This is a genomic window from Frigidibacter sp. SD6-1 (genome assembly GCF_030143255.1).
GTDB lineage: Bacteria > Pseudomonadota > Alphaproteobacteria > Rhodobacterales > Rhodobacteraceae > TMP-24.
Genome location: NZ_JARJNR010000001.1, coordinates 915,726 through 929,345 on the forward strand (window position 1 = coordinate 915,726; position 13,620 = coordinate 929,345).

The window sequence follows — 13,620 nt, forward strand, 5'->3', positions numbered from 1 at the left end:
ACCTTTATAATACCTTTCAATCAAGTCCAATCTGAAGCGTCAGCATAATCGGCCTGTATTCAGAGAATATTACGCGGATAGCGCCATTTTTCTCTTCCAATGACTCAATAGGTATTATAAAGGTATCATCATGCAGAGCGGGCGGATGATTCATATCGGCGTCGATGGCGGTGGCTCCGGCTGCCGCGCCGCCCTTGTCGATCCGGCAAGCGGCACCCGCCGCATCGCCGCGGGTGGACCTGCGAACGTGACAAGCGATTTTGACGGCGGCATCGCCACGATCGCGGGCCTGCTTTCCGATCTGAAAGGCCCGACTTCGACAGGTGCCGACGCGACCGGCGTGACCATCTGGCTCGGTCTTGCGGGCGTCACCGGGCCCGCGATGGCCGAACGGGTCGAAGCGGCGCTTTGCCGGCATTTTCCGGGCGCCCGCATTCGCGCTTCGGGCGATCAAGAGGCGATGCTGGCCGGCGCGCTCGGGCTGGGCGAGGGCACGCTGATCGGTGTCGGCACCGGTTCATTCGTCGTGCGCCGAGCCGAGGGGCAAGTGCGTCATCTGGGCGGGCGCGGGCTTGTTCTTGGCGATCAGGCCTCTGGCGGCTGGCTTGGCCTCAGGCTGCTGCAGGAGGTGATGCTTGTCCTCGACGGGCTGCGCCCGGCAAGTCCCTTCGCCGACGACATTCTCTCGCGCCACGGGCGCGACCCCGGGCGGCTGATCGCCTTCGCGCGGGGTGCTGTGCCTGCGGATCTGGCGCGCCTGGCGCCGGAGGTTGTCGCGGCCGCCGAGGCCGGTGACCAACTGGGCCGCGAGCTCCTGATGGCGGGGGTGGATTATCTGACCCGCGCGCTCGAGGTGATCGGATGGCGGGCGGGCGAACGGCTCTGCCTCTCGGGCGGTCTGGGCGAGGTCTATGCCCGGCACCTGCCCGCTAAGATCGGCCGCTGGATCGTTCCGGCCGAGGGGACGGCGCTGGATGGCGCGCTTCTTCTGGCGGCAACGGTCGCGGAGAGCGTGGCATGACGGTGACCGAGTTTCTGCAGCCGGAGGACTGGCTTTCGGACGAAGGCGGGCCGCTCTACGTGCAACTTCGCAAGCGGCTGGAAAACGGCATCGCCTCGGGCTTCCTGGCCCATGACATGCCGTTGCCGCCGGAACGCGAGATGGCCGTGATCACCGGCCTGTCGCGCGTGACTGTCCGCAAGGCGATCGCCGAACTGGTCGAGCGCGGGCTGGTGATCCAGCGGCAGGGGTCGGGCTCGTTCGTTGCGCCCGCGCCCGCCCGGGTCGAACAGTCGCTGTCGCATCTGACCTCCTTCTCCGAGGACATGAACCGCCGGGGCTATCGTCCGACCGTGCGCTGGCTGGAACGCGGGCTTTTCCTGCCCGCGCCGGACGAGGCGCTGACGCTGAGCCTTGGCGCCGCCGATCAGGTGGTGCGGCTGTCGCGCCTGAGGCTTGCCGACGACCGGCCGATGGCGATCGAACGCGCCTCGCTGCCGCCCGACATCCTGCCTGACCCTTTGTCGGTCGAGAACTCGCTTTACGATCTGCTGGGGCAGCGCGGTCGGCGGCCGGTTCGGGCGATGCAGAAAATCTCCGCGATCAACCTGGGGCCCGAGGATGCCGACCTTCTGCAGGTGCGCCCGCAGGCGGCGGGCCTCAGGATCGAACGGATCGGCTTCCTGCCAGAGGGCAGGGCGGTCGAACTGACCCGCTCGATCTATCGTGGCGACGCTTACGATTTCGTGGCCGAGCTGCGCCTGCCTGAAAAACGCTAGGAGACAGACGTGACCGACGATCAGAACAGCCGCATGTTTTCGGAAATCCGGGAAATACCGGAAGCGGTCGAACGGCTGCTGACCGATGGCCATGCGGCCATCCATCATGCGGCCCGCGCCGCGCGGGAGCTTGATCCGGCGGTGATCGCGACGGTGGCGCGGGGGTCTTCCGATCAGGCGGCGACCTTCTTCAAATATGCCGCCGAACTGACGCTTGGCCTGCCGGTCGCCTCGATCGGTCCTTCGGTCGCCTCGATCTATGGCGCGAAGCTGCGGCTGAACGGGGCGCTTTGCGTCTCGGTCTCGCAGTCCGGCGCCAGCCCCGACATTGTCGAGATGGCGCGGTCGGCCTCTGCGGGCGGTGCCCTGACCATCGCCGTCACCAATGACGCCGGATCGAAACTCGCCGAGGTCAGCGCCGAGACAATCGACATCAAGGCCGGGCCGGAACTGAGCGTGGCCGCGACCAAGACGTTCGTGACCTCGGTCGTCGCCCTTCTTGCGCTGGTGGCCGAATGGAAGGACGATGCCGCCTTGCGCGCTGCGCTCCTTGCGCTACCTGAGGCGCTTGGCCGGGCAGTTGCGCATGACTGGCCGGAACTGCGCGCGGCGCTTCAGGGCGCGCGGTCGCTCTATACGCTCGGGCGCGGGCCGTCCTATGCGGTCTCGGGCGAGGCGGCGCTGAAATTCAAGGAAGTCAGCCAGATCCATGCCGAGAATTATTCCTCGGCCGAAGTGCTGCATGGCCCGGTCTCGATCGTCTCGGACGGGTTCCCGATTCTGGCTTTCGCGGCGCGCGACGCGGCCGAGGATGCGGTGGTCGATATCGCCGAGAAGATAGCCGCCAAGGGCGCGCGCGTCTTCGTCACTTCCGACAAGGTGCGCGCGGCCGGGCGACTGCCGTTCGTTGCGACCTCTCATCCGCTGACCGATCCGATCGCGCTCATCGTCTCTTTCTACGCGATGGTCGAGCGGTTCGCGCGCGAGGCTGGCATCGACCCCGACGCGCCGCGTCATCTGCGCAAGGTCACCGAGACGATCTGAGGACAGGCGGTCATGACCATCGAGGCGAAACCGGAAGGCTGGGATGCGGCGGCGATGGCCGGGCAGGGGGCCTGGATCCTGCCCGAGGCGGTCTTCGACGGCACTTGGCTGCGCAGCGGCGCGGCGCTTTTCGTTCAGAAGGGCCGCGTTTCGCTGAGGCGTTTTGACGGAACCGGGCCGGTCTGGAAAAGCGGCGGCATCCTGTCGCCGGGTTTTGTCGATCTGCAGGTGAATGGCGGCGGCGGCATCCTGTTCAACAACCGGCCCGATGCCGACGGCGCGCTTGCCATTGCCGCCGCGCACCGAACGACCGGGACAGTGGCAATCCTGCCCACGCTGATCACTGATGCGGCCGAGGTGCTGGAGGCGGCGGCGGATGCGGTGATCGCGAGCCACGGGCAGGGCGGTATCCTCGGCATCCATATCGAAGGCCCACATATCTCGTTGGCCCGCAAGGGCACGCATGCAGAGGGCCATATCCGGCCTCTGGACGAGCGGACCTTCGCCGCGGTCGCGGGCCTCCGGCAGCGCGGCATTCCGGTGATGATCACGCTCGCGCCCGAAGCGGTTCAGCCGGGGCAGGTGGCGCGGCTCGTCGCCTCGGGCGTCGTCGTGGCTATCGGCCATACTGACGCATCTGCGGCGGCGGTGAACGCGCTGCTGGCCGAGGGCGCGCACTGTTTCACCCATCTTTTCAACGCCATGTCGCAGATGCAGGGCCGCGAGCCCGGCTGCGTCGGCGCCGCGATCAATTCCACGGCCTATGCCTCGCTCATCTGCGACGGGATTCATGTGGCGCCCGAGATGATCGCGCTCGCGCTGCGCGCACGGCCGGTCGCGGACCGGATGTATCTGGTCAGCGACGCGATGCCGACTGTTGCCGGGCCTGACAGCTACCAGCTGTACGGACAGGACATCCGCCTGGATCATGGTCGGCTGGTGAATGCCAACGGCGCGCTCGCCGGTGCGCATGTGACGATGCTGCAATCCGTGGCGTTCCTCGTGCATAAGATCGGTCTGTCGCCGGAAACCGCCTTGCGCATGGCGATCAGCCATCCCGCGAAGCTGATGGGCCTGAAGACGCTTTCAACAATCGAGGGGCGGGCGGCGTCGGACATCATTCTCATCGACCAGAGCCTGTCTGAGATGCAGTTTGTGCTTCCACAGGGCAACTGATCCGGATATCCGATAATCGGTATTATGTAACTACTGGATATATACGAGACCGGACTTTCCCGCGCGCTCGTCTTCGGTCATAAGGCCCACAGCCCCGGACATGCCAGCGAGGACCAGATGACCTTCTCCCGTGCCATCAAGATCGCCCCGTCGATCCTTTCGGCTGATTTCGCGAACTTCGGTCAGGAAATCCGCGCCATCGAGGATCAGGGCTGCGATTGGGTCCATGTCGATGTGATGGATGGCCATTTCGTGCCGAACCTCACGTTCGGTCCGCAGCTGTGCAAGGCGATCCGGCCGCATATCCGCACGGTGATGGATGTCCATCTGATGATCGCGCCGGTCGATCCCTATATCGACGCCTTCTGCGAGGCTGGCGCCGATGTGCTGACCGCGCATGTCGAGGCTGGCCCGCACATCCATCGCACCTTGCAAGCCATTCGTTCCAATGGGAAAAAAGCCGGTCTTGCGCTTAATCCCGGCACACCGGCCGAGGCTGCGCGAGAGCTGCTGGATCTCGTGGACCTCATCTGCGTGATGACGGTCAACCCGGGCTTTGGCGGGCAGAAATTCATTCATTCCCAGATAGACAAGGTGCGCGCCTTGCGCGCGATGATCGGCGACCGGCCGATCCATATCGAGATCGACGGCGGCATTACCCCGGAGACAGCACCTCTGGTCGCGGCGGCGGGCGCCGATGTTCTGGTGGCAGGTTCGGGCGTCTTTTCCGGCGGGTCGGTTGCGAAGCCGCAGGTCTACGGCCAGAATATCGCGGCGATCCGCGCCGCCGCCGAGGCGGCCGCCCGCTGAGGAGAAGATCATGGCCGTTTCCCCGCCCGTTTGCGATTTTGGCTGGAAAGCCCCGGATTTCACGCTGCCCGGCACCGATGGTTGCACCTGGTCGCTTGACCAGATCGCCGGGCCGAAGGGCACGCTGATCATGTTCATCTGCAACCATTGCCCCTATGTGCAGGCGGTGATGGACCGGATTGTGCACGATGCGGCGGCGCTGCAAGCCGAAGGGATCGGCGTCGCGGCGATCTCTTCCAACGATGCGACCGCCTACCCCGCCGACAGTTTCGCCAATATGGCGGCCGAGGCGCAGCGGCACGGCTTTTGCTTTCCCTATCTCTACGACGAAAGCCAGGCAGTGGCGCGGGCCTATGATGCCGCCTGCACGCCGGATTTCTTCGGCTTCAACAACCGGCTTGAACTTCAGTACCGTGGCAGGCTCGATGCGTCGGGCCGTCAACCTGCGGGGCCGGAGGTGAAGCGCGAGCTGTATGAGGCAATGAGGCTGGTCGCCAGAACCGGCAAGGGACCGGACGATCAGATTGCCTCACTCGGTTGTTCGATCAAATGGCGGGCTGCGTGAGCCCCCTGCCCGCCCTGATATTCGACCTCGACGGAACCCTGATCGACAGCCTTCCGGATCTGGCTGCAGCGGTGAACCGATTGCTCGCCGCCGAGGGACAGGCGCCGATGGTGTGCGCCGAGGTCCAGTCCTATGTCGGCGATGGCGCGCCCATGCTGGTTCAACGGGTCATGGCGGCGCGCGGGCTGACGCCGGACCGTCACGCGGACCTGACAGCGCGTCTCGTCGCCGATTACAGCGCCCGCCCGGCCGAGCTGACGACCATCTATCCTTACGTTCTTGAAACGCTGACGATTCTGAGGCAGCGCGGCTATCCGCTCGGCCTCTGTACGAACAAGCCCGGCGCCGCCACGGGTGCGGTACTTTCCGCCCTCGGCCTCGCCCATCTCTTCGATGCGGTCATCTCGGGCGACAGCCTGCCGGAACGAAAGCCCCACCCTGCCCCGCTTCTGGCGGCGGTCGACAGGCTTGGCACGCCCGCAATCTTCGTCGGCGACAGCGAGGTCGATGCCCGCACTGCGGAAGCCGCCGGCCTGCCCTTCTTTCTTTTCACCCGAGGCTATCTGCGGGTTCCGCTGTCCGAGATCAGCGTCACGGCCACGTTCGCCGACTTCCGCGAGTTTCGGGAGCTTGTTGCGGGAATTTCCACAACTCCGTAACATCCTTCCGAAGATCGCCGGTTCTTCCGGAACGATTTACGCATTCAAATATTGATATGTGTTTGACATGCGCCTATATGCGAAGCGTGGCAAGCAGGAGAGACCCATGACATCGCTCACCAAACCCGAAGTGACCGGCTTTTTCGACGAGGCCACCAATACCGTCACCTTTCTGGTGAAGGACCCGGCGAGCAGTGCCTGCGCCATCGTCGATTCCGTCCTGGACTTCGATTATTCCTCGGGCCGGACCGACACGAAATCCGCCGACGCGGTCATCGCCTATGTGCAGGACAAGGGCCTTACGGTCGAGTGGATTCTGGAAACCCACGTCCATGCTGACCATCTGTCGGCCGCGCCCTATATCCAGCAAAGGATAGGTGGCAAGATCGGCATCGGCGACCGGATCACCGTCGTGCAGAACACATTCGGCAAGATCTTCAACGAAGGGACCGAGTTCCAGCGCGACGGCAGCCAGTTCGACAAGCTGTTTCAGGAAGGCGACCGGTTCACCATCGGCGGGCTGACAGGCCATGTCCTGCATACGCCGGGCCACACGCCCGCCTGTCTGACCTATGTGGTGGGGGACGCCGCCTTCGTCGGCGATACGCTCTTCATGCCCGACTTCGGCACCGCGCGCTGCGATTTCCCTGGCGGTTCTGCCGAGACGCTCTATGCCTCGATCCAGAAGATCCTGACCCTGCCGGACGAGACCCGGATCTTCGTCGGCCATGACTACAAGGCGCCCGGGCGCGAGACCTACAGCTGGGAAACCACGGTCGCCGAACAGAAGGCCTGCAACGTCCATGTCGGCGGCCGCTCGCAGGAGGAATTCGTCGCGATGCGCGAGGCGCGCGACAAGACTTTGGCCATGCCGAAGCTCATCATCCCGTCGCTGCAAGTCAACATGCGCGCCGGGCAGATGCCGCCCGCCGACAAGGAGGGCAAGACCTTCCTCAAAGTGCCAGTGAACGGCCTCTGACCGCGTCCGATCCGCCAGGAAAGCCCGATGAAACGCTATTTCCCCATCCTGGAATGGGCGCCAGCCTATTCGCGCGCGACCTTCGCGGCCGACCTGATCGCCGCGTTGATCGTGACAGTGATGCTGATCCCGCAGTCGCTGGCCTATGCGCTTCTGGCCGGGCTGCCGGCGGAGGTCGGGCTTTACGCCTCGATCGCGCCGCTGGTCCTTTATGCGCTCTTCGGCACCTCGCGGACGCTCGCTGTCGGGCCGGTCGCCGTCGCCTCGCTGATGACCGCGGCCGCTGCCGGGCAGATCGCGGCCTCGGGCAGCCCGGACTACCTGGCCGCAGCGGTCCTGCTGGCTTTTCTCTCCGGCGCGTTCCTTCTGGCGATGGGGCTTTTACGGCTGGGGCTTGTCGCGAATTTCCTGTCGCATCCGGTGATCACCGGCTTCGTCACCGCCTCGGGCCTTCTGATCGCAGCGAGCCAGTTGCGCCATATACTCGGCGTGAAGGGCGGCGGCCAGACCCTGCCGGAAATCGCCGAAAGCCTCTGGCCCAACCTCGGGTCGATCAACCTCTCGACCGTGCTCCTCGGCCTTGCGGCGATGGCCGCGCTGGTGGCGGCGCGGCGCTGGCTGAAAGGATCGCTGATCGGCCTCGGCATGAGCGCCGGAACGGCAGGCACCCTCGCCCGCCTCGGCCCGATGATCGTGGTGATCGCCTCGATCCTGGTGACAGTCCTCCTGAACCTGCCCGCCTCCGGCGTTGCCATCCTCGGCGAAGTGCCGCGCGGCCTGCCCGCCCCTGCCCTGCCCCGGCTGGATCCCGACCTGATCGCCCGGCTGGCGCTGCCCGCGCTTCTCATCTCGATCGTCGGCTATGTCGAGACGATCTCGGTCGCCCAGACGCTCGCCGCCAAGCGGCGCCAGCGCATAGATCCCGATCAGGAACTGGTGGCGCTCGGCGCCTCCAACCTCGGCGCGGCGCTGTCGGGCGGTTTCCCGGTGACGGGGGGCTTCGCGCGGTCGGTGGTCAATTTCGATGCAGGCGCCGAGACACCCGCCGCGGGCGCCATCACCGCGCTTTTCATGGCGCTCGCCACGCTTTTCCTCACCCCCGCGCTCTACAACCTGCCGCAGGCGGTGCTCGCCGCCACGATCATCGTCGCGGTCCTGAGCCTCGTGGACCTCGGCGCCTTCCGCCGGATATGGACCTACTCACGCGCCGATGCGGCGGCGATGGCGGCCACAGTCCTTGTGACGCTCGGGAAAGGCGTCGAGATGGGCATCATCGCGGGCATAAGCCTGTCGCTCGCGCTCTACCTCCTGCGGACCTCGCGGCCGCATATGGCAGTCGTCGGACAGGTCGCGGGCACCGAACATTTCCGCAATGTGCTGCGCCATCATGTCGTGACGGTGCCCGGCATCCTGTCGATCCGCGTCGACGAGAGCCTCTATTTCGCCAACACCCGCGCTTTGGAGGACCGGATCCTCGCCGAGGTCGCAGACCGGTCGGCGCTGAAACATGTGATCCTCATGTGCCCTGCGGTGAATGATATCGACGCATCGGCGCTTGAAAGCCTCGAAGCGATCAATCACCGGCTGAAGGATGCGGGGGTCCTGTTTCACCTCACCGAGGTCAAAGGGCCGGTGATGGACCGGCTGGGCCGCAGCCTTTTCCTGCGCGACCTCTCCGGTCAGGTCTTCCTGTCGCAGATCGACGCACTGCGGACGCTTGCCCCCGAAGAAACGCAAGCGGCGCTTTGCTGCCCGCGCGCAGATAGCCTCAAACGCGTCAGCTGACCACGCGCACCGCTTCACCGGATTTCGATCCGAAATCCGGGCCGGAACCTTCCAAAGGTTCCGGTCCGAAATCTTTTGAAGATTTCGGCACCTCGCCGGAACGGGCGTCGGCCGTCAGACGATGGCCCTTTCCAGGAACGGCCGCCCCGCGATGATCCGGTCCGGCCCGAGCGGCGAAAGATCGAGCGTCTGCCAGCGGCCTGTCAGGATCAGTTCGGCCATGCCGCGCCCGACGGCGGGCGCCTGTTGCAGCCCGTGACCGGAAAAGCCCGAGGCGATGTAGAAATTCTCTGTCCCCGGCCAGAGGCCAAGCACCGCGTTCTGGTCGAGCCGGTTGTAGTCGTAATGCCCGACCCAGAGCCGCGCGACCTTCACCGCGTCGAACCCCTCGCTGCGTTCGTAGAGCCGCGGCCAGATCAGATCCTCGAACTGCGAGTGGTCTGGCTCCCAGTCGTCGGGGTCGCAGGGGCCGTCATCCTCGGGCACCGTTGCGGTGATCCATTGGCCATGTTCGGGGCGCAGATAGATGCCGGAATGATCGATGATCAGCGGCGCCTCCGGGTGGCGGGCATTCGGCGCGTCGATGACGAAGACCGTGCGTTTGCGCGGCTCGACCGGCAGGTCCAGCCCGGCCTGCGCGCAGACCCTGCCCGACGCGGTGCCCGCGGCATTGACGAACAAGCCGCAACAGATTGTTTCGCCACTCTGAAGAGTGACCGACTCCACGCCCCCGCCCTTGAGATTCACCCCCGTCACGCGGCCCTGACGATATTCCACTCCTCGGGCGCGACTGGCGTTCCGGAAACCGTGCAAAAGGCCCATATTGTCGAACCAGCCTTCGTCGCGCGGCCCGAAACTGCCCGCGACGAGGTCCTCCACCTTCATCCATGGCCAGCGTGCCGCCAGATCGTCCGGCCCCAATATTTCGGTCGATGCGCCGAGGGATCGTTGCATCACGGCCAGTTCCTGCATGACCGTCTTGCCGCTTTCCGACGCGGTCAGGAACAAATAACCGTTTTCTTTCAAGCCCAAGGACGGAACCTCGCCCTCTGGCCCGATCCGTTCGGCGAAATTGCGAATGAAATCGACGCCGAAGCGCGAAATCCCGACATTCACCGGGTTCGAGAACTGGCTGCGGACCGAGGCGACAGACAGGGCGGTCGCGGAGCGGGCATAGGTCGGGTCGGGCTCGACCACCAGAATGCGCAAGGCGGGCGCCATGCCTGCAAGCCACCAGGCGATCGAGGCCCCGGTGACCGCACCGCCCGCGATCACCACATCATATTTTTCCATGGCCCCCCCAAGATTCCGTGCGCGCGATACGTATCATGTCGGGATGTGGAAGAAAGGCCCTGCACTCGACAAAGGCGACAAATCGTGGCAGGGAACAAGCGGGGATAGATGACAGGAAGTTCTATGGACTTTACTGCTTGCAGCCGCGCTGACTGGCGCGTTCTGTCAACGGGGATACGGGGAGAGGCCTGCGGTGTCTAATCACGCCTTCCCGACGACCGATTCTGGCATCCAGTATCTCGACCAGGTGCTGCGCGCGACCACGATCGAAGAGATCTGGGCGCTGCATTGCGAGAAGATGGCGAGCTATGGCTTCGACCGGCTGCTCTATGCCTTCACTCGGTTCAAGACGCAGAATTCGATCGGCAATGTCGACGATTCACTGATCCTGACCAATCATACGGCGGATTATGTGAAGGAATTCGTGCATGGCGGCCTCTACAAATCTGCGCCGATGGTGAAATGGGTGGCCGATCACGTCGGCGCGCAATCCTGGTCGCTGATGCATGAACGCATCCGCAACGCTAATCTCAGCGCGGAAGAGCGCCGTGTCCTCGACCTCAACCGCCGCTTCGAGGTTCTGGCGGGCTATTCCATTGGCTTCCGCGAAGTGTCTGTGCGCGCCAAGGGCGGGATCGGGCTCTGCGCCAGACGCGGGCTCACCCAAAGCGACGTTGAACGGATCTGGGCCGAGCACGGCCGCGAGATCACGGTTCTGAACAATGTCTGCCACCTGCGCATCTCTGCCCTGCCCTATGTCAGCCGCAAGACGCTGACCGCGCGCCAGCGCGAGGCGCTGGAATGGGTGGGCGACGGCAAGACGACGCAGGATATTGCGCTGATCATGGGGCTGACGCCTGCAACTATTGAAAAGCACTTGCGGCTGGCGCGCGAGGTGCTGGAGGTCGAGACCACGGCCCAGGCCGTTCTCATGGCCTCGTTCCGCAACCAGATTTTCCTTGTGCCGGAGCTGCGCATCGCGTGAGCGGCCAAGAATTTGATCAACGGTAAGGATTTCCTGACTACCGTTACGCCGCGTCAAATGTCATCAATACCCTCGTTCCGTGAGTGGTGGCGAAAGCCAGGAACGCTGATCCGGATGCCTCGTATTATCGGGGGGGAGGGGTCAAGCCGGGAAACCGGTACGGGCCTGTCGGGGGTATTTCCGCCCCGGCAGGTTCCCGTCAAAGTCGCGCCCTGTCCTCATCCCCAACAGGTGCGGCGCGCTTGAAGGCGGTGCAGCCCTTCCCCGGCGGCACCGCCATTCTTTTTTGTCACACGATCCGAAACCTGTTTGTCACACGATCCGAAACCTGACGGAGCCGCGCTTTCGTCGGGAGGGGCGCAATGAGGCGCCAACGATTTCTTGAAAAGAAATCGTTCCGGAAACTTTGAAAGTTTCCGGCGCCGCTGCACGTCGGGTCCGCCCGGACTCCGCAATGCGCGAATCCCTACAGGGACTTGCGGCCGGGTCGCGCTCAATGGGAAAGGGCGCCGGTTTCCCGACGCCCTTTCGATTCGACTGGCTGGACCTCAGGCGCCCTGAAGGGTCTTGGCGACCTCGGCGGCGAAATCCTCTTCCTTCTTCTCGACACCCTCGCCGACCGCGACGCGCGCGAAGGACAGGATCTCGACGCCCGCTTCCTTCGCCGCCTGCTCGACGGTGATGTCGGGGTTCATCACGAACTTCTGGCCCAGAAGCGTGACTTCTTCGAGGAACTTCTTCATCCGGCCCGGGATGATGTTGTTCTGGATCACCGCTTCGGGCTTCGGCTTGGCCGAGGAGGCGTTTTCTTCCAGCGCCTTCTGGGTCTGGACGGTGCGCTCGCGCTCAACGATCGCCGGGTCGAGCGAGGCTTCCGACAGCGCCATCGGGGCCGAGGCCGCGATATGCATGGCAAGCTGCTTGCCGATACCGTTGTCGGTGCCCTTCAGACCGACGAGAACGCCGATCTTGCCAAGCCCTTCGGTGACGGAATTGTGGACATAGGACACGACCACATCACCCGAGACCGAGGCCATGCGCCGCAGGGTCATGTTCTCGCCGATCTTGGCGATCGCGTCGGTCAGCACGGCCTCGACCGCCTTGCCGTTGAGGCTCGCGGCCTTCAGCGCCTCGACGTCGGAGACGCCGAGCGCGACCTGGGCGAAGCTCTTCACCATGCCCTGGAATTCCTCGTTCTTACCGACGAAGTCGGTTTCCGAGTTCACCTCGACGGCGACGCCCTTGCCGCCCTCTATGGCGACGCCGACAAGGCCCTCGGCCGCAACGCGGTCGGCCTTCTTGGCGGCTTTCGCAAGGCCCTTGGTGCGCAGCCAGTCGATGGCCGCTTCCATGTTGCCGTCGGTTTCGGTCAGCGCCTTCTTGGCGTCCATCATGCCCGCGCCGGTCGTGTCGCGCAGTTCCTTCACCATGCTCGCGGTGATCGTCATGACCGCTCTCCTTCAATGTTCATGAACGGGACGGGGCGGGGAATATCCCCGCCCGCTGAATTTATTGTGACAGGGGGCAGCCCCCCTGCCCCGCGCCTCAGGCCTCGGCGCCCGCGTCGATCTCTTCGACCGGGGCTTCGGCCAGCGCGCCGAGGTCGACGCCCGCCGCACCCATCTGGGCCGACATGCCGTCGAGCGCCGCACGGCTGACGAGGTCGCAGTAAAGCGCGATGGCGCGGGCCGCGTCGTCGTTGCCGGGGATGACATAGTCAACGCCCTTGGGCGAGCAGTTGGTGTCGACCACGGCGACGACCGGGATGCCGAGCTTGTTGGCTTCGAGAACCGCGAGGTCTTCCTTGTTCACGTCGATGACGAAAAGAAGATCGGGAACGCCGCCCATCTCGCGGATACCGCCGAGCGAGGCCTGAAGTTTCGCCTGCTCGCGCTCCATGCCCAGACGTTCCTTCTTGGTCAGGCCCTCGGCGCCCGAGGCCATGATCTCGTCGATCTGCTTCAGCCGCGCGATCGACTGGGAGACGGTCTTCCAGTTGGTCAGCGTGCCGCCGAGCCAGCGGTGGTTCATGTAGTACTGCGCGCATTTCTCGGCGGCTTCGGCGACGGCCTTCGAGGCCTGGCGCTTGGTGCCGACGAAGAGGATGCGGCCGCCCTTGGCGACGGTTTCGCGCACGACATTGAGCGCGGCGTCCAGCATGGGCACAGTCTGCGTCAGGTCGATGATATGGATGCCGTTCCGGTCGCCGTAGATGTATTCGCCCATCCGCGGGTTCCAGCGCTGGGTCTGGTGGCCGTAGTGAACGCCCGCTTCAAGAAGCTGGCGCATGGAAAACTCAGGAAGCCCCATGGCTATATCCTTTCCGGTTTGTGCCTGAGCGGAGTGATCTTACCCCGGACATGATCCGGGGCAACCGGTGGACCGACAGGGATTTCTCCCCCGCAAGCCCGCACTCCGCCTGTGAAGTGGCGCGCGTATAGAAGCTTTTCGCGGTGGGTGCAAGTGGTGAGCCTGTTTTCAGCAGGGCTATCGCATTTGGCCGATGATGGACCTTGCGAAGTCGTCGGACCATGCTGATCGCTTT

Annotated in this window: 13 protein-coding genes; 10 read left to right on the plus strand and 3 right to left on the minus strand. The window is 64.7% G+C overall.

The features are described from left to right. Positions 1–145: 145 nt before the first annotated feature. The 9 genes from P0645_RS04415 (at position 146) to P0645_RS04455 (ending at position 8,797) form a co-directional block, all read left to right on the plus strand. Positions 146–1,021: a glucosamine kinase nucleotide-binding domain-containing protein gene (locus P0645_RS04415; protein WP_284163340.1), complete on the plus strand. Its 876-nt coding sequence runs from the start codon at positions 146–148 to the stop codon at positions 1,019–1,021. After that, on the plus strand, positions 1,018–1,779 hold the full coding sequence (locus P0645_RS04420; protein ID WP_284163341.1) for a GntR family transcriptional regulator: 762 nt from the start codon (positions 1,018–1,020) through the stop codon (positions 1,777–1,779). The genes P0645_RS04415 and P0645_RS04420 overlap by 4 nt, the downstream gene beginning before the upstream one ends. A gap of 33 nt (positions 1,780–1,812) precedes the next feature. After that, the gene (locus P0645_RS04425) at positions 1,813–2,823 is read left to right on the plus strand and encodes an SIS domain-containing protein (protein ID WP_284163373.1); all 1,011 of its coding nucleotides are present in this window, start codon (positions 1,813–1,815) and stop codon (positions 2,821–2,823) included. Positions 2,824–2,835: 12 nt separating this feature from the next. Next, positions 2,836–3,999 (plus strand): N-acetylglucosamine-6-phosphate deacetylase, encoded by a 1,164-nt coding sequence (locus tag P0645_RS04430; RefSeq protein WP_284163342.1) that lies wholly within the window; start codon positions 2,836–2,838, stop codon positions 3,997–3,999. 117 nt (positions 4,000–4,116) lie between these two features. Continuing rightward, a complete protein-coding gene (rpe, locus tag P0645_RS04435) occupies positions 4,117–4,809 on the plus strand; it encodes a ribulose-phosphate 3-epimerase (protein ID WP_284163343.1) in 693 nt (230 codons plus the stop codon). Between the two features lie 10 nt (positions 4,810–4,819). Next, entirely contained in the window at positions 4,820–5,374 is a 555-nt protein-coding gene (locus P0645_RS04440) for a thioredoxin family protein (RefSeq protein WP_284163344.1), read from the plus strand. A 5-nt stretch (positions 5,375–5,379) separates the two neighbouring features. Further along, positions 5,380–6,033 carry a phosphoglycolate phosphatase gene (gene gph, locus P0645_RS04445; protein WP_502854198.1) on the plus strand — a complete coding sequence of 218 codons (654 nt, stop codon included), beginning with the start codon at positions 5,380–5,382 and terminating at the stop codon, positions 6,031–6,033. 106 nt (positions 6,034–6,139) lie between these two features. Continuing rightward, complete coding sequence (locus tag P0645_RS04450) at positions 6,140–7,012, plus strand: MBL fold metallo-hydrolase (protein WP_284163346.1); 873 nt, start codon at positions 6,140–6,142, stop codon at positions 7,010–7,012. A 27-nt stretch (positions 7,013–7,039) separates the two neighbouring features. Continuing rightward, positions 7,040–8,797, plus strand: a complete 1,758-nt coding sequence (locus tag P0645_RS04455; RefSeq protein ID WP_284163347.1) for a SulP family inorganic anion transporter — start codon at positions 7,040–7,042, stop codon at positions 8,795–8,797. Between the two features lie 114 nt (positions 8,798–8,911). On the opposite strand, the gene P0645_RS04460 is transcribed toward P0645_RS04455, so the two are convergent. Continuing rightward, positions 8,912–10,090, minus strand: coding sequence for an NAD(P)/FAD-dependent oxidoreductase (locus P0645_RS04460; RefSeq protein WP_284163348.1), 1,179 nt, complete (start codon positions 10,088–10,090; stop codon positions 8,912–8,914). Positions 10,091–10,283: 193 nt separating this feature from the next. On the opposite strand from P0645_RS04460, the gene P0645_RS04465 reads away from it, so the two are divergent. Beyond that, positions 10,284–11,075, plus strand: coding sequence for a LuxR family transcriptional regulator (locus P0645_RS04465; RefSeq protein WP_284163349.1), 792 nt, complete (start codon positions 10,284–10,286; stop codon positions 11,073–11,075). Positions 11,076–11,623: 548 nt separating this feature from the next. Here the strand turns inward: P0645_RS04465 and tsf are convergent. Continuing rightward, positions 11,624–12,523, minus strand: a complete 900-nt coding sequence (gene tsf / locus P0645_RS04470; protein WP_284163350.1) for a translation elongation factor Ts — start codon at positions 12,521–12,523, stop codon at positions 11,624–11,626. A 97-nt stretch (positions 12,524–12,620) separates the two neighbouring features. Next, entirely contained in the window at positions 12,621–13,385 is a 765-nt protein-coding gene (gene rpsB, locus P0645_RS04475) for a 30S ribosomal protein S2 (RefSeq protein WP_284163351.1), read from the minus strand. Positions 13,386–13,620: the final 235 nt, after the last annotated feature.

Excerpts from the sequence above, each read along its gene's own strand:
- P0645_RS04415 (WP_284163340.1), top strand. The coding sequence starts at position 146 with ATGATTCATATCGGCGTCGATGGCGGTGGCTCCGGCTGCCGCGCCGCC.
- P0645_RS04420 (WP_284163341.1), top strand. The coding sequence starts at position 1,018 with ATGACGGTGACCGAGTTTCTGCAGCCGGAGGACTGGCTTTCGGACGAA.
- P0645_RS04425 (WP_284163373.1), top strand. The coding sequence starts at position 1,813 with ATGTTTTCGGAAATCCGGGAAATACCGGAAGCGGTCGAACGGCTGCTG.
- P0645_RS04430 (WP_284163342.1), top strand. The coding sequence starts at position 2,836 with ATGACCATCGAGGCGAAACCGGAAGGCTGGGATGCGGCGGCGATGGCC.
- rpe (WP_284163343.1), top strand. The coding sequence starts at position 4,117 with ATGACCTTCTCCCGTGCCATCAAGATCGCCCCGTCGATCCTTTCGGCT.
- P0645_RS04440 (WP_284163344.1), top strand. The coding sequence starts at position 4,820 with ATGGCCGTTTCCCCGCCCGTTTGCGATTTTGGCTGGAAAGCCCCGGAT.
- P0645_RS04450 (WP_284163346.1), top strand. The coding sequence starts at position 6,140 with ATGACATCGCTCACCAAACCCGAAGTGACCGGCTTTTTCGACGAGGCC.
- P0645_RS04455 (WP_284163347.1), top strand. The coding sequence starts at position 7,040 with ATGAAACGCTATTTCCCCATCCTGGAATGGGCGCCAGCCTATTCGCGC.
- P0645_RS04460 (WP_284163348.1), bottom strand. The coding sequence starts at position 10,090 with ATGGAAAAATATGATGTGGTGATCGCGGGCGGTGCGGTCACCGGGGCC.
- tsf (WP_284163350.1), bottom strand. The coding sequence starts at position 12,523 with ATGACGATCACCGCGAGCATGGTGAAGGAACTGCGCGACACGACCGGC.
- rpsB (WP_284163351.1), bottom strand. The coding sequence starts at position 13,385 with ATGGGGCTTCCTGAGTTTTCCATGCGCCAGCTTCTTGAAGCGGGCGTT.